The organism is Nocardioides sp. NPDC047086 (genome assembly GCF_040643685.1).
In the GTDB taxonomy this organism is placed as follows: Bacteria; Actinomycetota; Actinomycetes; order Propionibacteriales; family Nocardioidaceae; genus Nocardioides.
Window position 1 is genome coordinate 54995 of sequence record NZ_JBEYUV010000001.1, and the last position, 17891, is coordinate 72885.

Here is a 17891-nt window from a genome sequence, read left to right on the forward strand (position 1 = left end):
GATCAGATCTCGAACGTGGGGGTCAGGAAGGCGGCGGAGCCGTCGGCGGGCTCGAAGCGGAGCCGGATGAGACCGGCGGGCAGCGAGGTGAGCTCGAAGCGGCCCGAGGCGCCGAGGGTGACGGCAACGATCGGCGTACGGACTTCGTCGGCGCGGATGGCGCGGACGGTCATGGGTGAACCGGGGACGACCCAGCCGTCGAGGCGGGCCGTGGTGTCGGTGTCGGACGCGACCCGGACCAGGACGTCGACACCGGACTGCGCGAAGCGCAGGGTGTAGGCGGAGCGGGCGGAGGCGGGAGCCGCGGAGCGGACGCCGGCCGCCTCAGCGCCGGACGAGGACTCCACCAGGAGCATCAGCTCCAGGTCGAGCCCGAGCCCGGACTCCTCGGCGGCGCCGGCGGCGGCCGCCTGCATCCGGGAGATCAGGCCACCCGGGACCGGATCACCGGCGACATAGGCCTGTCGAACCAGGCCCAACAGCTCCTCGCGAGTGGGCTCCTCCGAGCGACCCATCACGACACCTCCCCTTCACCGAGCTGAGCACGGAGTGCGTCCCGCAGCTTCCCGAGACAACGGCCGCGGGTGGGACCGATGCTGCCGATGGGCATCTGGAGCTCTTCGGCGAGGCCGGCGTAGTCGGGCCGGTCGGAGAAGGCGATCACGCGCAGCAGCCGCCGGCACCGTTCCGGCAGCGACTCCACGGCCGCCCAGATGAGCGAGTTGCGGTCGCCCTCGACGACCAGGGACTCGGCCGAGCGCTGTGTCGGGACGCGGGACTCGAGCGCCTCGTCCTCCACAGGTACGTCACGACCGGACCGCTTCGCGACCCGCCAGGCCTCGCGGCGTGTGGTGAGGGTGAGCCAGGCACCGACGGCCGCGGTGTCGAGGATCGAGGAGTGCTTGCGTACGAAGGTGAGCCAGGTGTTCTGGACGACGTCCTCGGCCTGCTCCGGGGTGAGCCGGTAGGAGCGCGCGATCTGCCACAGGACCGGGGTCATGGTCGCGACCAGCTCGTCGAGGGCCGCGGAGTCACCGCTGAGCCAGCGGTCGAAGTCGGCCGTGGCCCGGGACCACACGGTCGCGGGTGCGTCGGCATGACCGACCCCGCGTCGTACCCGTGTCACAGTCCCCTCCTCGACCGGCGGCCTCCGGATCGGCGCCGAGGCGCTGGGGGGCCAGATGGCGCGCGGGCGCGTCATCGTGGTGGTCATAGTTGCTGTCACGGCTCCAAGGAGGCCCAGGCCCCAGCCGTGATACATCTGGTCGCTGACAATAGCGTCTCAGAGCCCCTGACTCACCGGGTAGCGGCGCGATTGTCCCCACATTGGGGCGGTGAGACGCTCACGGGCGGTGGTCCCGACGAGCTCGACCACCGGGATTCGGCCCTACCGCCGGAGCGGGTAGCCTTCTGCGGGTGAGTCTCACCGTGCGCCCCATCACCGCTGCGGAGCATCTCGCCTTCATCGAGAAGCAACCCAGCGTGAGCTTCCTCCAGACCCCCTCGTGGGCCCGGGTCAAGACCGAGTGGCGCTCGGAGTCGGTCGGCTGGTTCGACCAGGGCGGGGCCCTCGTCGGCGCCGCGCTGGTGCTGCACCGGCCGGTGCCGAAGCTGGAGCGGTTCACCCTCGCCTACCTGCCGGAAGGTCCGAGCATCGACTGGTCGGGCGACCTCGCTCCGTGGCTGGAGCCGCTGGCGACGTACCTGAAGAAGAACGGTGCCTTCGGCATCCGCATCGGCCCGCCGGTCACGACCGCGACCTGGAGCGCTGCGCAGGTCAAGGACGGCATCGCCGACGACACCGTCCAGCGGCTCAACCAGCTCACGCCGACGCATCGCGACGCCACCGGCGCGCGGGTCGTCTCGCAGCTCAGGGCGGCGGGCTGGCGGCTCCAGTCCCCCGAGGACGGCTTCGGCGCGGGGCAGCCGCAGTACAACTTCGTCATCCCGCTGGCTCACGAGGACGGCACCTTGAAGACCGAGGACGAGGTCCTCAAGGGGATGAACCAGCTCTGGCGCCGCAACATCAAGAAGGCCGCCAAGATGGGCGTCGAGGTGACCGTCGCCTCCCCCGTCAACCCGGCGGACGGCGACTTCGAGGGTGACCTGAGCGCCTTCCACGATCTCTATGTCCACACCGCGGCGCGCGACCACTTCACTCCTCGGCAGCGAAGCTACTTCAGCACCATGTTCTGGGCGATGTCGACCGAGGACCCGGAGCGGATCAAGCTCTTCCTGGCGCGGCACGAGGGCGACCTGGTCGCCGCCACGATCATGGTCCGCGTCGGGCAGCACGCCTGGTACTCCTACGGCGCCTCCTCGACCGAGAAGCGAGACGTACGTGGCTCCAACGCCCTCCAGTGGGCGATGATCCAGGACGCCATGGCTGCCGGCGCTACCACCTACGACCTGCGCGGCATCACCCCGACGCTCTCCACCGACGACTCCCACGTGGGGCTGATCCAGTTCAAGGTCGGCACCGGGGGCCAGGCGGTGGAGTACGCCGGGGAGTGGGACCTGCCGCTGAACAAGCCGATCTACACGGCCTTCGATGTCTACATGAAGAGGCGCTGATCTCCGTATGCCGCTGAAATTGACCGTTGACGCCGATCGCTGGCGCAAGCACGTCCAGACCTTCGCCGAGGCCACCCCCGGGCTGGTCCCGGTGGCGAAGGGCAACGGCTACGGCCTGACCCTGCGCAAGCTCGCTCACCAGACCGAGTGGCTCGACGGCCTCGGCACCGGCGTCGACACGCTCGCGGTGGGCACCTACAACGAGGTGTGGGAGGTCGCGACCCGGTTCAGCGGATCGATCTACGTCCTCACCCCGTGGCGGCCCTACTCGCCCGAGATCAACCCGGAGATCGCCGACCGGATCATCCACACGATCAGTCGCCCCGAGGACCTGCCGCTGCTGCTGGAGCGCCAGCCCGACGCACGGGTGATCCTGGAGCTGGTCACCTCGATGCGGCGCCACGGGATGACGCCGAGCGACCTGTGGCCGACCGCCGCCGTCGCCCGGGAGCACGCCCGCTTCGAGGGCATCACCATGCACTTCGGCCTCGACGGTGGTTCGCTGGCCGAGGTGCGCGCCCAGATGGACGCGGTCGTCGGCGCCGAGGCCAAGACGGTGTGGGTCTCTCACCTGAGCGCCAACGAGCTGGCCCAGCTGCGCGCGACCTACGGCGACATCGTCTTCCGGCCCCGCATCGGCACCGCGCTGTGGCTCGGTGACCGCGGCGCGCTCACCGTGACCGCGACCGTCGAGGACGTGCACCCCCTCGAGCGCGGATACTCCTACGGCTACCGCGGCCGCACCGCCCTGCGCGCCGGTCACCTCGTGGTCGCCTCGGGCGGCACCGCCCACGGGATCGGGCTCGAGGCGCCGCTGGGCGACACCCACCTGCGCTCCCGGGCGCTCGCGGTCGCCCGCGGTGGGCTCGACGCCATGGGGCAGTCGCGCTCGCCCTACACGCTCGACGGCAAGGCGCTCTGGTTCGCCGAGCCGCCGCACATGCAGGAGTCGATGCTCATGCTTCCCTCCGGCGCGCGCGTGCCGGAGGTCGGCGAGGAGCTCGAGGTGCGGGTGCGCTACACCGCGACCTCGTTCGACGAGATCATCCTGGATTCCTGAGTCTGCGCGCGGGCCTCGGTCCACCGGACCGGATCGCGCCACGGCTCGTAGATCTCGCGGACCACGACCACGACCAGATAGATCTCGGCGGCGACCCGGGCGAGGATCGCGAACCAGTAGACCGGCTGGTCTCCGCCGCTGCTGGCCAGGATGTCCGCCAGGTACCACCAGACCGCGACGAAGTAGAAGAGCTCACCGGCCTGCCAGATGAGCTGGTCGCGCCAGCGCGGCACGGCCAGGACGGCCAGCGGCAGCAGCCACAGGACGTACTGCGGTGAATAGACCTTGTTGACCAGCAGGAACCCGGCGACGATGAGGAAGCCGAGCTGCGCCAGGCGCGGTGTCTCGCGGGCGGTCAGCCCGATGATGAGTACGCCGGCGCACCAGACGATGAAGAAGGCCCAGGAGACGAGGTTGACCGTCTGCGCCGAGATCGCCGCGTCGCCGGCCTGCTGGGCCACGAGCCACAGCGAGCCGAGGTCGGGGCCGCGCTCGGAGTTGAAGCTCCAGAAGACCTTCCACTCCTCCAGGCCGGTTGCCATCGCAGGGAGATTGGCGAGCACCCAGGCGAGCACGGTGGCCAGCGACGCGACCGCCAGGTCGTAGTAGCGGCGGCGCCGGATGCAGATCACCACGAGCCCGCCGAGCAGGAAGAGCGGGTAGAGCTTGGTCGCGCAGCCGAGCCCGATGAGGATGCCGGTCAGCAGCGGCCGGTCACGCGACCACGCCCACAGCGCGCCGGCCACGAAGACCACCGCCAGCATGTCCCAGTTGATGATCCCGGTCGCCGCCAGCACCGGAGCGAGCGCGAAGGCGGCTGCGTCCCAGGGCCGTCGGCGGTGCGTACGCGCCAGGAACCAGGCCGAGAGCAGCGCCGCGACCGCGAAGCCGATCACGTTGACGATGATGAAGACCCGGATCTCGTGGTGCATGCCGGGCAGGCCCCAGAAGCTCGAGGTCTCCACGAGATGACGCTCGTCCTCGTCAGGGGTGTCGGTCAGCCAGTCGGTGACGTGCGAGGTCGCCCAGGCGTAGTAGGAGATGCCGACCGGATACTCCATCACCTGCGGATAGCGGGTCCGGACGTCGGGATCGGAGGAGTAGGGCCACTCGTGCTCGGCCAGGCCGCGGTCGACATAGAGATAGGGCAGGTCGGAGTAGCAGAAGTTGGTGTATCTGGACTCGCCGTTGGTCCAGGTGGCGTTGTAGCAGGTCTGCTTGGAGACCATCCCGATCGCGAAGGTGAGCGCGGTCAGGAGCAGCACCAGGCCGACCGCGCTGAACCAGCGCCGTCGGCCGTGTGCGAGTCCGCCGAGAGGACCGCCCACGGCGGTGGAGGCGGTCCTGACGACCGGATCCTCCGCCGCCGGGGCGGTCACTGGACCATCTGTCACGAAACTAGTGCCCTATCCGGTGGTTGCCCCGTTGCCGCCACCATTATTGCCATCGGCCGGGGGCGAGGACGACTCACAGTCGCCGAACCAGTCACAGGCGGTCTCGGTGACGCTCGGGTCGGTCGCCTCGGGCTCGTCCGGCGTCTGCGACGCGTCCGGTTCGCCGTCGGTCGCGCCGTCCGTGGGCTCCTCGCTGGGCGTCGGCTTCTCGATCGGGATGCACAGACCCTTGCGCTCGTCCTTCTTGGAGCAGTCCTCGGACGGCGTGGGGGTCGGCGTCGGGGTGGTGGTCAACGACGGCTCGTGACCGTCCATCGGCGCCTCGCCGTCCATCCAGGCCGGCTCCGGGAACTCCTCGATGTCGAGGTCGTCGGTCAGCGTGCCCATGATCTGGGCCCACGTCTCGGCGGGGTAGCCGGCTCCGAAGTAGGAGTCGAGCCAGCCGTCGAGCTTGCCCGAGCCCTTGCCACGGACGTACATGACCGCGGTGGCCAGCTGGGGGGTGTAGCCCGCGAACCACGCCGAGGAGACGTCGTCCTCGGCGTTGGTCGCGGTGCCGGTCTTGCCGGCGGCCGGCTGGTTGATCACGCCGGCCGTCTTGCCGGTGCCGTTCTTCACGACCTGCTGCAGCGCGTACGAGGTGTCGTCGGCGACGTCCTCCTCCATCGCCCGCTCCGCACCGTCGCGCTGGTCCCACTCGTAGACGACGTTCCCCTCCGCGTCGACCACCTTCGAGACGAGGTGCACGGTGTTGCGTACGCCGCCGTTGGCGATGGTCGCGTAGGCGTTGGCCATGTTGATCGGGCTGATCGCCTGGCGACCCAGCGTGAGCAGATAGTTCTTCGGGTCGAAGTCGATCGAGTACGCCGGGATCGAGCGGTAGTCGGCCGGCGGGTTCTCGGTGTGCTGCTCGTCCGGCGGCAGGCCCGCCTTCACCGCCATGTCGTAGACGTCCTCGCTGCCGTTGGGCAGTGACGTCGACATCTGGACGAACGAGGTGTTGACCGACTCCTCCATCGCCTTGATACCGGTGATGTGGTCGCCGTAGCCGTGACCGGTCGGATCAGCATCGCTCTGGCCCGAGTTGCGGACGACCCGGTCGGTGCCGGGGATCTCCAGACCACCCTCACCGGTCCAGGTGTCCTTGAGCGAGTAGCCCGCGTCGAGAGCCGCGGCAAGGGTGAACGGCTTCATCGTCGAACCGGCCATGCCGCCCGAGGCCGCCCAGTTGATCTGGGAGTCCAGGTAGTCCTGGCCACCGTAGAAGCCCTTGAGCGCACCGGTCTTCACATCGATCGTGGCGGCGCCCACGTGCAGCTCGTTCTCCGGGTGCTTGGCGTTGACCGCCTTCTTGTCCTCGGGACGTACCTCGGTGACGGCGTCCTGCGCGGCCTTCATCGCCTTCGCGCTGAGCGTGGTGGTGACCTTCAGTCCCTTGCTGTCGATCTCCTCCTCGGTGAAGAGGGGGTTGCCGTTGTCGTCCTTGAGGGACTTCAGCTCGTTCTTCACCAGGGTGAGCGCGTGGCCCTTCTGGCCACCGAGGCGGCTGTCGGCCTTCGGCTTGGGGAACTTGGGCAGCGCCGCCTTCGACTTCTCGAGGGTGGCCTCGTCGTAGTCGCTGAGCGCCTTGCCCTGGCTCTTCAGGTCAGCCATGCCGTTGAGGACGTACTGGTAGCGGCCGAGCAGCTCGGTGCCGCCCGCGTCCGCGCCGGCCTTCTCGGGGTCGAACCCGTTCGGGTTGTTGAGGATCGCGGTCAGCGCCGCGGCCTCCCGGATGTCGAGATCCTGGGCCGACTTGCGGAAGTAGGTCTTCGCCGCGGCCTGGACGCCGTAGGCACCGCGCCCGAAGTAGACGGTGTTGAGGTAGCCGGTGAGGATCTCGTCCTTGGACTTCTGCCGGCTGATCTTGAGCGAGATCACCGCTTCCTTGACCTTACGCGTGTAGGTGCGCTCCTGGGTCAGGTAGAGGTTCTTCACGTACTGCTGGGTGATCGTCGAGGCACCGCCCTGGCTGCCGGTGGTGGCGTTGGAGAAGAGCGTGCGCGCGATGCCCTTGAGGTCGATGCCGTTGTTCTCGTAGAAGCTGCGGTCCTCGGCCGCCACGGCCGCGTCCTTGACCAGCGCGGGCATCTCGTCCGGGGTCAGCGAGTCACGGTTCTGGTCGCCCGCCTGGAAACGGCCGACCTCCTTCTTGCCGCCGGCGTAGTAGACGAAGCTCGACTCCGCCTGGAACGCGGCATTGGCGCTGGGGACCGAGATCATGTTGTAGGAGATGATCACCGCGGCGCTGCCGATCAGGGCCATGACCAGGGCGAAGATCGCCGCGGCCTTGCCGATCCGGACCGCCAGGCCCTTCTTGTCCAGCTCCGGGTCGTTGAACCGGTCCAGCGCAGCACCGAAGGCGGCCTTCGGGTCACGCGGCGGGCGACCGGAACCGCCCTGCTCGGGACGCGCCGGCCGTTGGCCGAGACGGTCCACCGGCGGCTCACCGGGACGACGGGGGCCCGGATAGGGCTGCCGCTGACCAGGACGGGGACCGCCAGGAGGCATCGGGCGCTGGCCGCCACGGGGATGAGGACGACCGCCTGGCGGCTGGCCCTGCGGAGAGCCCTGCGGACCGCCCTGCGGGCGGCGGGGTGCCGGAGGACGACCGCCCGGACCACCCTGCGGTGGGCGCGGTCCGCCCTGGGGTCGTCCTTGCTGCCCACCGAGATCGGGTCTGCGGGGACTGGCGCTGCGGGGGCTGGGCCTTTGAGAAAAGCCGCCGGATGGGTCGCTCACGGGTGTTGCACTGCTCCTGTGACTGCCCGGCACGTGACCGGACGGGCTGACACTGACAATCCCCCGACGTCGCTGAATCCCCCCGAGGGAATCACATCAACCTGACGCGCGACGCTTGCCTGACTTCCCCGGGTGGTTCCTCGGGTAGGTGAACGGCAGCCATCAGCGTACGCAATCGACGCTAGCGCTCCCGCATCCACGCCCAGCGTGCCTCGAGTCACCCGATGTCAACAGTTCGGTGACGGTTGCATCGAAGTGGTCACCTCAGGCTTCGACAGACAAGACTTAGGTCTCTACTTGCCGTCACGGATATATCGGTACGATAGGTCGTATGGCACGTCGCGCAGAGACGATCGAGTTGGCAGTCCTTGGGCTGCTGCACGAGTCGCCTATGCATGGCTACGAGCTGCGCAAGCGGCTCAACCTGATGCTGGGCTGGGGGCGAGTGCTGTCGTACGGCTCGCTCTACCCGGCTCTGAAGAAGATGCTGCGCAAGCACCTCATCGAGGAGGAGGCGCAGTCCGTCACGCCGGTGACCCGGCGGCCGCGGATCGTCTACCAGCTGACGCCGGCCGGAGAGCGTGAGTTCACCCAGCTCATGTCCGAGGTCGGCCCGATGGCCTGGGAGGACGACAACTTCGACATCAGGTTCGCGTTCTTCGGTCGCACCGACATGGAGATCAGGCTGCGCGTCCTCGAAGGACGTCGCAGCCGGCTCCAGGAGCGGCTCGACCGGGTGCAACGCGAGCTTGCCATGACCCAGAAAGAGGTCGACTCCTACGCCCGCGAGCTTCAGCGTCACGGCGTCGAGTCGGTCGAGCGGGAGGTCCGATGGCTCTCCTCTCTGATCGACGCCGAGCGCAACCCCAGGCCTGTGAACGACGAGCAGGCGGCGGGTCGGGGGGATCTGGGGGATGACGATGGCGTACGCGACGAAGCGGACGTCTCGCGCACAGCGCAGAGCAGCCAAGAGAACGAGTGATGACCTCCGGGCCGGTGTCGGCCAGGAGTATTGGAAGGAGCCCCGATGGGTTCGGTTCGTGTAGCAATCGCGGGAGTCGGCAACTGTGCCAGCTCCCTGGTCCAGGGTGTGGAGTACTACAGGGACGCCGACCCGGCGGGCAGCGTCCCGGGCCTGATGCACGTCACGTTCGGCGACTACCACGTCTCTGACGTCGAGTTCGTCGCTGCCTTCGACGTCGACGACAAGAAGGTCGGCAAGGACCTCTCCGAGGCGATCAACGCCTCCGAGAACAACACCATCAAGATCGCCGACGTCCCCTTCAAGGGTGTCGAGGTGCAGCGTGGCCCCACGCTCGACGGTCTGGGCAAGTACTACAAGCAGACCATCTCCGAGTCCGGCCTCGACCCCGTCGACGTCGTCTCGATCCTGCGCGAGAAGAAGGTCGACGTCCTCGTCTCCTACCTTCCCGTCGGCTCGGAGGAGGCGGACAAGTTCTACGCGCAGTGCGCGATCGACGCGGGCGTCGCCTTCGTCAACGCGCTGCCGGTCTTCATCGCCTCCGACCCGGAGTGGGCCAAGAAGTTCGAGGACGCCGGCGTCCCGATCGTCGGTGACGACATCAAGTCGCAGGTCGGTGCCACCATCACCCACCGCGTCATGGCCAAGCTGTTCGAGGACCGCGGCGTCGCGCTGGACCGTACGTACCAGCTCAACGTCGGCGGCAACATGGATTTCAAGAACATGCTCGAGCGCGAGCGCCTGGAGTCCAAGAAGGTCTCCAAGACCCAGGCGGTCACCTCGAACCTCAAGGGCGAGCTGGCCGACAAGATCGACGACCGCAACGTGCACATCGGCCCGTCCGACTATGTGCAGTGGCTCGACGACCGCAAGTGGGCGTACGTCCGGCTCGAGGGTCGCGCGTTCGGTGATGTCCCGCTCAACCTGGAGTACAAGCTCGAGGTCTGGGACTCCCCCAACTCCGCCGGCATCATCATCGACGCCGTCCGTGCCGCCAAGATCGCCAAGGACCGCGGCATCGGCGGCCCGATCATCCCGGCCTCGGCCTACTTGATGAAGAGCCCGCCGGTGCAGATCGAGGACACCGAGGGTCGCGTCCAGCTGGAGGCGTTCATCCGCGGCGAGTAGAACCTCGCCGAGTCGGCGCATCTTGACAGGAAATCCCGCCGAGTCGGCGCGTCATAACGCGCCGACTCGGCGGGATTCTTGGTTCAGAAGCGGATCGCGTCGATGATCTTGACCCGCGCGGCGATCATCGCCGGGAGGATGCCGGCGACCGCGCCGACCGCCAGGGCGACGGCAAGGCCCAGGAGGGCAGCCGAGAGCGGGAACGGCGGGACGTCGTCGATGCCCTCGAGGACGTACTTCTCCACCAGCGGGTTCTTGACCGCGGCCACGGCCAGGAGCACACCGACCAGGCCCGCGACGACGGTGGCCACGACGCTCTCCATCATCACCGAGAAGAACACCCGCCCGGTGGTCGCGCCGAAGCTGCGCCGGATCCCGATCTCACGGATCCGCTGCTGGATGGTCACCAGCGCGATGTTGAGCAGACTCAGCGCGCCGAGGAGCAGGATGATGCCGGCGATCCCGATGATCACCCACTTGATCGGGCCGATCGGGTCCTCGCCGCCCCACGCCAGGTAGTCGTCGCGCTGAGCGTCGACCTGCAACCCCGGGAGCTCGGCCCGCATCGCCATCCCGATCTCGTTGGCGAGCTCGTCGGCACCCTCGATCGGCACCCACATCTCATAGCTCGCGTCCGTGGGTGCTCCGGTCTGCCAGTGCTCGAGCGAGTCGGCCAGCATGAACGCGCGCGGCGTGCCGTAGCCCCGCAGGCTGGTCACGCCGACGATCGTGGCGGTGACCGACATCCCCTGGCCCTTCAGGTCCACCGACGTCGGCAGAGGTGTGCCCCGCAGACCGAGCTTCTTCAGGAACGTCTCGTCGACGACGAGCGCGGGCGACAGGCGCTCCGCGTCCGAGGCCTCCAGCCAGCGGCCCTGCGGCACCACGACCCGGTGGATGGCGGCGTACGCAGGGTCGACGCCCATCAGCTCGACCCGCTTGCTGGTGCTCGCGGTGGTCGCCTTGATGTCGTAGGCGGTGATCCTCGCCGACGCGTACGTCACGTCGAACCGCTCCGCGACCGTCTGGAACGCGGGCCGGACCCGCTCGACGGAGAGCGGCATGCCGCTGGTGGCGTCGTAGGCCATGACCGAGATGTGCGCCGGACGCCCCTCGACCTCATAGGACTCGGTGAACATCTGCTTCGCGATCTGACCGGCCGCGACGGTCGCGGTGATCGAGGCGACCGCCACCGCCACTCCGACCAGCGACAACAGCACGCGGAGCTTGTGGATGCGCAGCTCCTGCCACGCCTCGACGGTCGAGGCGGCCAGGCCGGTGACCAGACGCGCCAGGGCTGCCCTCACGCCACCGCCTCCTCGGTCAACGGGTGCAGCCGACCCTCGGCGAGCCGGAAGCGCCGTCGGGCCAGGGCGGCGACGTTCTGGTCGTGGGTGATCGTGATCAGCGCCGCGCCGGAGTCGTAGGTCGCCTGGTCGAGCAGCTTCATCACCATCGCGCCCGTCTCGACGTCGAGCGCCCCGGTCGGCTCGTCGGCGAGGACGACCGATGGTCTGCGAACCAGGGCGCGGGCGATGGCGATGCGCTGCTGCTCGCCGCCGGAGAGGAACTGCGGCATCGCGTCGAGGCGGTCACCGAGCCCGACCTTGTCGAGCATCGTCGCCGCGATCCGGCGGCGCTGCCAGAACTCCTTGCCCGAGGCGTAGAGGAGCGGTGCCATCACGTTCTCCAGCGCGGTACGTCCCGGCAGCAGGTTGAACTGCTGGAAGACGAACCCGACATCTCGGCCGCGGATCCGGGCGGCCTGGCGGCTGCCGATGTCGGTGACGTTGCGACCTGCCCATTCCAGGATGCCGCCGGTGGGCCGGTCCAGCAGGCCGAGCAGGTTCAGCAGCGTCGACTTGCCGGTGCCGGAGCGGCCGACGATGCCGACATGGTCGCCGCGGCTCACGACCAGGTCGACGCCGGTCAGGATGTGCAGATCCTCGCCGTCGGGGAGCTCTACCGTGCGGGCGACGCCGGTGAGCCTCAGGAGCTCCTCGCTCACATCTCCCCCGCAGGCCCGTCTTCGGACATGCCGTCCTCGGACATCCCCTCGCCCGATTCCTTCGAGCCGGGGACGTACCGCAGCACGGAGTCGCCGGCCTTCAGCCCGCTGGTGACCTCGACGAGCTTGCCGTCGGTGACGCCGAGCTCGACGGGCTGCTCGACCGGGACGCCGTCCTCGCCGACGACCCAGACACTGCCGTCGCGGACCAGTCCGGTGACCGCGGTGACCGGGACGGTGACGACATCGCCGTCGCTCTTTCCGGCGTCGATCGTCATGGTCATCGCCAGACCGTCGAAGACGGTCACCTTTGCGGGCACCAGGCAGCTGATCCGGGCGCCCGTCCCGGAGTCGCCCTCCACCCCCGGCTCCCCTTCCATCATCTCGCCCTCGGGCGCATCGCTGGTGATCGTCTCCGTCGCCGCGTCGCCGATGCTCAGATCGGTGCAGGTGAACGGCTTCGGGCCGCTCTCGATGGTCACCATCGCCCGGTCCGGGTTGCCGGTCAGCCGGTAGCGGTCCAGGGGCGAGATCGCCCCGACCGCGTGGAAGGTCGTGGGACGGATCGAGACGACCACGCCGTCCTCGGTCACCTCGCCCATCAGGTCAGCGGCGTAGCTGCCGACGATGCCGGTGGCGGGAGCCACGACCGTGTACCAGTGGTAGACCGGCTTGGGCGGCGACGGCTCGACCGGTGCGTCGTCACGATCGCCGTCGCCGGTGGCGTCATCGACGTTCCCGGACTCCTCGGCAGGCTCCTCGATCGGGTCGGCCGCCTGGGCGGGCTCCTCCTCCGCGCGCACCTGGAAGAGCTTGTCGCCCTTCCTCACCTTGGCGCCCGTCTCGGCGAACCGGTGGGCCAGCACGCCGGTGACCGAGCTGGTGGCGGAGACCGGCTTGTCGATCACGATCGTCCCGTCGACCGTGAGCGAGTTGGAGATGGTGCCCTTCTCGACGACGACCTCCTCCGGCGGGACCTTCCCCGTCGGCGTCAACGGCGCCCCGTCGGCGTCCTGCGTCGAGCCGGTGAAGGCCAGCTTGAAGAGGCTGACGGCGATGACCAGCCCGATCACAGCCCAGAACGACTTGAAAAGTACGCGGCGCACCGCCGTCTTCGACATGAGCGGACTGTAGTCCCGCGCCATGGTGCCCGGCGGCCCAATTTCGGCCCGGTTCGTCAACACTCGATCCACGTACGCCTCGAACACGTGTTCCATACCCTAGACTCCGGGGCCCGAACGATCGACCGCCTCAGCCCGGGAGAACCCCACGATGCGTCCCGACAACGACACGACCCCGACCGGCAAGGGCTCCACCGCAAGCGGACGCGGCCTCATCCTCTTCGGCGCCGTCTCGGTCGCGCTGATCTCGACGGCCGCCGCGTACGTCGCCATGGTCGGCTTCGGGCGCGACGTGCTCGCCATGGGCGCGATCAACGCCTACGCCTTCGCCGGCGTCTTCGAGCTCTCGCTGGTCACCGTGGCGCTGATGGCCCGCGAGGCGGCCCAGCAGGACCGGCCGGCACAGACCCTGCTGACCCTGACCTGGCTGCTCTCGGCCGCGTCCGGGTTCTTCGCCGGCTGGCACGAGATCCACCTCGGCCACGCCGCCACCGCCGCGGCCTTCCGGTTCATCGTCCCGCTCCTGGCCGCCCTGATGTGGCACCTGGCGCTCGTCGGCGACCGCCACCTGGCCATGGAGCGCTCCTGGTCCGACCTACGGATGGGCGCCCGGATGCACGCTCTCCTGGCCACCCGGGTCGAGTGGCGCCGGGCTCGTGACACGGCAGTGCGGAAGCGTACGGCTTCCTCGCGCCGGAAGCTGGAGCGTGCGCAGAAGCGCTACTGGCGCGCCGAGGCGGTGGCGCTGCGCTCGGTCGCGCCCGGCGCGATGCGTGACCAGATCACCCAGTGGGTCGACGCCTTCGCCGCGGTCGCCGAGGGCACCCGGCAGGCCGACCGGCTGCCGATCACCCTGCCCGACGTGCACGAGGCGCTCAGCGTGCCGGTGGTGCAGCAGGTCCCGCACCTCACGCCCGCTCCCGCTGCCGACCGTGCCATCGAGGCGCCCGCCGACATCCCGTTCGACAGGACCACCGACGCGGTCTCCGACTCGGTCACCGACGTACCCCGCGAGGTGACCCCGGCGCGGGAGACCCGGACCCGCGAGATGGCCTCAGCCCTGTCCACCACCGACACCCGCGCCCGGGTCTCGAGCCGGGTCTCCGATGCCGCTCGCACAGCCGCCGAGGTCGCCCCGGGCGCCGGGATGGCCCCGGAGTTCAGCAACGGCCGCACCGCCACCAAGCCGGTCGACGCCGACGGCACCCTGCTGGACCGGATCTCGTTCCCGGAGAACATCCCCGACCCCGAGCCGGCGATGGACTACCCCGACACATTCCCGGACGAGGAGGAGGACCTGCTCGGCAACCTGCCCTCCGAAGCCTCTGAAGCTGCCCGGATCCTGGTGCGCGCCGGCGCACCGGTCTCGAAGGTGGCCGACAAGCTAGGGGTCTCCACCAGCACCGTCCGCCGCTGGACCAAGGCCCGCGCCTGACGCCGGTCAGCCCTCGAGGTCGGCCTTGAGCTTGGCGAGCGTGGTCGCCATGCCCGTACGCAGCTCCTCGGTGAAATTCTCCTGACCGCCGAACGCGACCTTCGTCAGGGAGCGGGAAAGCGCGGAGATGCCGGTCGGGGTCTCACGGCGGTGGGTCACGACGGTCCCGTCGGCGGTCTCCGCGAGCTGGTAGGACCACACCGTGGTGTTCTCGGTGATCCGGAAGGCGAAGTCGGAGTGCGGGGTGAAACGTACGACCTTGGCGTTGGTCGGCCAGTGCTTCCAACCCTGGTGGTTGATGTTGAGGAACCGCGTCCCCTCCTTGACCTGCCCGAACACGATGGTCTTCACCACCTGCGGGCTCCACGAGGACATCCGCGGAAGGTCCGTGATCGCGGCCCACACCTGGGCCGGCGTCGCGTTGATGGTGGTCGTCGCCTCGAGATCTGTGATCGTCGTCATGCCCGGAACCGTACCGTCAGTATGGCTCCATGGACAGTAGGCGCCCAGATGTCAACGAACCTCAGCCGAGGCTGACCTTGATCTCGATCGAGGTCGAGGTGTCGGCTCCCGCGCCACCGTTGCCGTAGTCCCTGCCTGATCCGCCGTTGAGCCTGTCCGGACGGCTCCCTCCGTAGAGGCGGTCATCCGCGCCGTAGCCATAGAGGACGTCTCGACCGCCGCCACCCTGGAGCACGTTCCTGGCCCCATTTCCCTCGAGCTTGTCGTCGTAGCGGCTGCCGGTCAGGTTCTCGAAGCCGCTCGAGGTGTCGGTGCCGGCACCGCCGCTCGCACGGGTCAGGGACGCGGTGACGCGACCACCGGCGGAGGCGTATGTCACGGTGTCCGTGCCCGCCCCACCGATCAGTCGGTCGGCGCCCGAGCCACCGCTGATCGTGTCGTTGCCGTACGACCCGTTGATGACGTTCGCGCCCGAGGAACCCGTGAGCACGTCCGCGACCGACGAGCCCGTCAGGTTCTCGACCGTGCTGATCCGGTCGTAGCCGGATCCGCCGGTGTTCTGCGACGACGTCGTGGCAAGCGTGACGCGGACCCCCGTGCGGGACGCGCTGGCGTAGGTCACTGTGTCCGTGCCACCGGACCCGATCACGGTGTCATCGCCTGCACCGGGGTCGATCGTGTCGTTGCCGTCACCACCCGTGAGTACGTCGTTGCCGCCCAGCCCGTCGATGTGGTCGTTGCCGGCACCACCGGAGATCGTGTTCGCCGAGCTGCCGCCGCGGAGGTCATCGGCATACCTGCTCCCGGTGACCGCCTCGACCTCGGAGAGGTGGTCGACGGTCTGGAGGTAGTAGTCAGCCGGCATCCAGGCCCGAGCACCGGATTTCGCCGCGGCGTAGGTGACCGTGTCCCTGCCGGTGCCGCCGAACATGTCGTCGCCGTACTCTCCACGCGCCACCGGCGCGCCCACGACCGTGTCGTTGCCGGCGCCGGCCCGCACCTGGTCCACACCCGCGCCGACGTCGAGGCGGTCGTCACCGGCGTCGCCGTGGATGACATCGTTCCCTGTCCCAGCCGTCACTGCGTCGTTCCCGTCGCCCGCGTAGACGGTGTCGTTGCCCGCGCCCAGGTCGACGGTGTCGTTGCCGGCACCGGCCCGCACCGTGTCGTCCCCGGCCCCTCCCTCGAGCCGGTTCGGACGCACGTCTCCGGTGAGGCGGTCGTTACCGGCCGAACCGACGACCCCCTCCACGCCGGCCGGGACCGTGTAGTCGACCCACCCCGAGACCTTCGCGAACGAAGCCATGTCCGTGCCAGAGCCACCGTCGAACCTCGCGGACCAGTAGCTCACCCGGTAGTCGTCGACCTGGAACTCCAGGAGGTCGTCGCCATCTCCTCCGGAGATCGAGTACTCCTCGCAGTAGAGGCGCTGTCCGGCGATGAACCGATCGTCACCGTCGCCGCCGGTCACATCACAGAAGAACCCGGCCTCGACGACGTCGTCGTAGGCCGACCCGACCAGGCTCCACTCGTGACCGTCGGTGGACCCCACGCCGTACGTGTCGGTTCCCTGCCCGACGACGGTCATCTGGTTCTGCGCGAAGGAGCTCGGCGTCATCGTGATCGGGCCTCGTGCAGCCGCATACGAGATCGACGCCTCGATGTCGTCGAAGGTGTCATCGCCTGGTCCGCCGATGAACTGGTCCTTCCCGTCGCCACCGGTGAGGGTCGACCCGCTGACGCCCGCAGCGAGAGTGTCCGCAAAGCGGGAACCGGTCACGGTCTCCGTGCCCGAGATCGTGTCGCGTCCCAGCCCGGTTTCCTGAGCGGTGGTCGTCGCCAGCGAGACCGTCACGGCCACGGGCGAGTAGGCGTAGGTGATCTCGTCCTGACCGTCGCCTAGATCGAGGACGTCATCACCCATGCCCACGTAGGCCTTGTCGTCGCCCGCTCCGCCGAAGAGCTGGTCGTCGGCGACATCCTGGTCGAACGCGTACCCGTCACCCAGGCCGTTCTCGTTGAGCACGTCACCGCCGGCACCGCCGTGGAGGCGATCTGCCCCGGCATCGCCGCTGAGGAAGTCTCGGCCGGCTCCGCCGTGGATGGTGTCCGCCCCAGGGCCGCCGTTGAGCTCCTCGACCGCCCTCCACGAGCCGGGGGCTTCGATCAGGTCGGTCCCGGTGATCGTGTCGTCGCCCTGGCTGCCGGTGACGAACCGTACGCGGGGCGCGGCACCGTCGCGCGCGGCCCGGATGATGTCGGTGCCGGCTCCGCCGGTCACCTTGACGACCATGCGGCCGTCGACCTCGACCGGGTTCAGGTCGATCTCGATCGGGCCGGCGACGTCCGCGTACGACAGATAGTTGGTGTCGGAGCCGATCTCGTCACCGTCGTACGGCCAGGTCACGACGTCATTTCCGGCACCGGGCCGGACGATCCGCGTGTAGTTGCTCAGGCTCGCACAGTTCACGTGGAGGGAGTCGTCCCCGTCACCGCCCAGGTAGACGTTCTCGCCGTCGTCACAGGCCTCGACCACACCGTCGCCGATGGTGTCGTTCCCGGCACCGCCGACCAGCGTGTCGTCGCCGGACTCGCCGAACAGCCGGTCGTCACCTCCGCCACCACAGATGGTGTCGTCGCCGCCGAGCCCGTTGATGGTGTCGTCACCGGGCGTACCGAGGATGACGTCTGCCCCCTCGGTGGCAACGGCACCCGTTGCCGTGTTGAGGTCGATGGTGACCGGAAGACCGTTGCAGTCGGTGGCCTCCGTGTCCGCCGCGCCGGCGGCGGCAATCCCGACGGTCATCAGGCCGGACAGGAGAAGACCACCGACGACGTACGCCGGGGAGAGAACACGCATGTGAGACTTTCGAGCTCGGTGGGGCGAGCCGAAGGGCTCACGCAGCGCCGGACAGCCTCACGACGCGCGGGTTTACGTTAAGACCC

Annotated in this window: 14 protein-coding genes; 5 read left to right on the forward strand and 9 right to left on the reverse strand. The window is 69.0% G+C overall.

What is annotated here, in order from left to right; translation table 11 throughout:
* Positions 1-2 precede the first annotated feature (2 nt).
* Together ABZ796_RS00305 and ABZ796_RS00310 are read right to left on the reverse strand one after the other, a co-directional pair.
* A complete protein-coding gene (locus ABZ796_RS00305; RefSeq protein ID WP_357333595.1) occupies positions 3-515 on the reverse strand; it encodes a hypothetical protein in 513 nt (170 codons plus the stop codon).
* Complete coding sequence (locus ABZ796_RS00310; protein ID WP_357333597.1) at positions 515-1126, reverse strand: sigma-70 family RNA polymerase sigma factor; 612 nt, start codon at positions 1124-1126, stop codon at positions 515-517. The genes ABZ796_RS00305 and ABZ796_RS00310 overlap by 1 nt, the downstream gene beginning before the upstream one ends.
* Positions 1127-1416: 290 nt before the next feature.
* Here ABZ796_RS00310 and ABZ796_RS00315 point away from each other — a divergent pair, with 290 nt between their 5' ends.
* Positions 1417-2574: a peptidoglycan bridge formation glycyltransferase FemA/FemB family protein gene (locus ABZ796_RS00315; protein WP_357333599.1), complete on the forward strand. Its 1158-nt coding sequence runs from the start codon at positions 1417-1419 to the stop codon at positions 2572-2574.
* Between the two features lie 7 nt (positions 2575-2581).
* The gene (locus ABZ796_RS00320; protein WP_357333601.1) at positions 2582-3634 is read left to right on the forward strand and encodes an alanine racemase; all 1053 of its coding nucleotides are present in this window, start codon (positions 2582-2584) and stop codon (positions 3632-3634) included.
* Here the strand turns inward: ABZ796_RS00320 and ABZ796_RS00325 are convergent.
* Both ABZ796_RS00325 and ABZ796_RS00330 read right to left on the reverse strand, forming a co-directional pair.
* Positions 3592-5028: a glycosyltransferase 87 family protein gene (locus ABZ796_RS00325; protein ID WP_357333603.1), complete on the reverse strand. Its 1437-nt coding sequence runs from the start codon at positions 5026-5028 to the stop codon at positions 3592-3594. The genes ABZ796_RS00320 and ABZ796_RS00325 overlap by 43 nt on opposite strands.
* Before the next feature lie 12 nt (positions 5029-5040).
* A complete protein-coding gene (locus ABZ796_RS00330; RefSeq protein ID WP_357333605.1) occupies positions 5041-7506 on the reverse strand; it encodes a transglycosylase domain-containing protein in 2466 nt (821 codons plus the stop codon).
* A 634-nt stretch (positions 7507-8140) separates the two neighbouring features.
* Between ABZ796_RS00330 and ABZ796_RS00335 the strand changes: the two genes are divergently transcribed.
* A complete protein-coding gene (locus tag ABZ796_RS00335) occupies positions 8141-8791 on the forward strand; it encodes a PadR family transcriptional regulator (RefSeq protein WP_357333606.1) in 651 nt (216 codons plus the stop codon).
* A gap of 45 nt (positions 8792-8836) precedes the next feature.
* Complete coding sequence (locus tag ABZ796_RS00340; RefSeq protein ID WP_357333608.1) at positions 8837-9919, forward strand: inositol-3-phosphate synthase; 1083 nt, start codon at positions 8837-8839, stop codon at positions 9917-9919.
* Between the two features lie 83 nt (positions 9920-10002).
* Here the strand turns inward: ABZ796_RS00340 and ABZ796_RS00345 are convergent, their stop codons facing one another.
* From ABZ796_RS00345 to ABZ796_RS00355, 3 genes are read right to left on the reverse strand one after another with little or no spacing between them, the layout of a single operon-like run.
* A complete protein-coding gene (locus ABZ796_RS00345; RefSeq protein WP_357333610.1) occupies positions 10003-11226 on the reverse strand; it encodes an ABC transporter permease in 1224 nt (407 codons plus the stop codon).
* Complete coding sequence (locus tag ABZ796_RS00350) at positions 11223-11927, reverse strand: ABC transporter ATP-binding protein (protein ID WP_357333611.1); 705 nt, start codon at positions 11925-11927, stop codon at positions 11223-11225. Before ABZ796_RS00350 ends, ABZ796_RS00345 begins: the two co-directional genes overlap by 4 nt.
* Positions 11924-13048: a hypothetical protein gene (locus ABZ796_RS00355; protein ID WP_357333613.1), complete on the reverse strand. Its 1125-nt coding sequence runs from the start codon at positions 13046-13048 to the stop codon at positions 11924-11926. The genes ABZ796_RS00350 and ABZ796_RS00355 overlap by 4 nt, the downstream gene beginning before the upstream one ends.
* A 151-nt stretch (positions 13049-13199) precedes the next feature.
* On the opposite strand from ABZ796_RS00355, the gene ABZ796_RS00360 reads away from it, so the two are divergent.
* Positions 13200-14483, forward strand: a complete 1284-nt coding sequence (locus ABZ796_RS00360; protein WP_357333614.1) for a helix-turn-helix domain-containing protein — start codon at positions 13200-13202, stop codon at positions 14481-14483.
* A 6-nt stretch (positions 14484-14489) separates the two neighbouring features.
* Here the strand turns inward: ABZ796_RS00360 and ABZ796_RS00365 are convergent, their stop codons facing one another.
* Positions 14490-14945 carry an SRPBCC family protein gene (locus ABZ796_RS00365; protein ID WP_357333615.1) on the reverse strand — a complete coding sequence of 152 codons (456 nt, stop codon included), beginning with the start codon at positions 14943-14945 and terminating at the stop codon, positions 14490-14492.
* A 61-nt stretch (positions 14946-15006) separates the two neighbouring features.
* Entirely contained in the window at positions 15007-17805 is a 2799-nt protein-coding gene (locus ABZ796_RS00370) for a calcium-binding protein (RefSeq protein WP_357333617.1), read from the reverse strand.
* Positions 17806-17891 lie beyond the last annotated feature (86 nt).

What these genes read in the sequence shown, in the direction of transcription:
- ABZ796_RS00305 (WP_357333595.1), bottom strand. Translation starts at nt 515, where the DNA reads ATGGGTCGCTCGGAGGAGCCCACTCGCGAGGAGCTGTTGGGCCTGGTT.
- ABZ796_RS00320 (WP_357333601.1), top strand. Translation starts at nt 2,582, where the DNA reads ATGCCGCTGAAATTGACCGTTGACGCCGATCGCTGGCGCAAGCACGTC.
- ABZ796_RS00335 (WP_357333606.1), top strand. Translation starts at nt 8,141, where the DNA reads ATGGCACGTCGCGCAGAGACGATCGAGTTGGCAGTCCTTGGGCTGCTG.
- ABZ796_RS00340 (WP_357333608.1), top strand. Translation starts at nt 8,837, where the DNA reads ATGGGTTCGGTTCGTGTAGCAATCGCGGGAGTCGGCAACTGTGCCAGC.
- ABZ796_RS00355 (WP_357333613.1), bottom strand. Translation starts at nt 13,048, where the DNA reads ATGTCGAAGACGGCGGTGCGCCGCGTACTTTTCAAGTCGTTCTGGGCT.
- ABZ796_RS00360 (WP_357333614.1), top strand. Translation starts at nt 13,200, where the DNA reads ATGCGTCCCGACAACGACACGACCCCGACCGGCAAGGGCTCCACCGCA.
- ABZ796_RS00365 (WP_357333615.1), bottom strand. Translation starts at nt 14,945, where the DNA reads ATGACGACGATCACAGATCTCGAGGCGACGACCACCATCAACGCGACG.
- ABZ796_RS00370 (WP_357333617.1), bottom strand. Translation starts at nt 17,805, where the DNA reads ATGCGTGTTCTCTCCCCGGCGTACGTCGTCGGTGGTCTTCTCCTGTCC.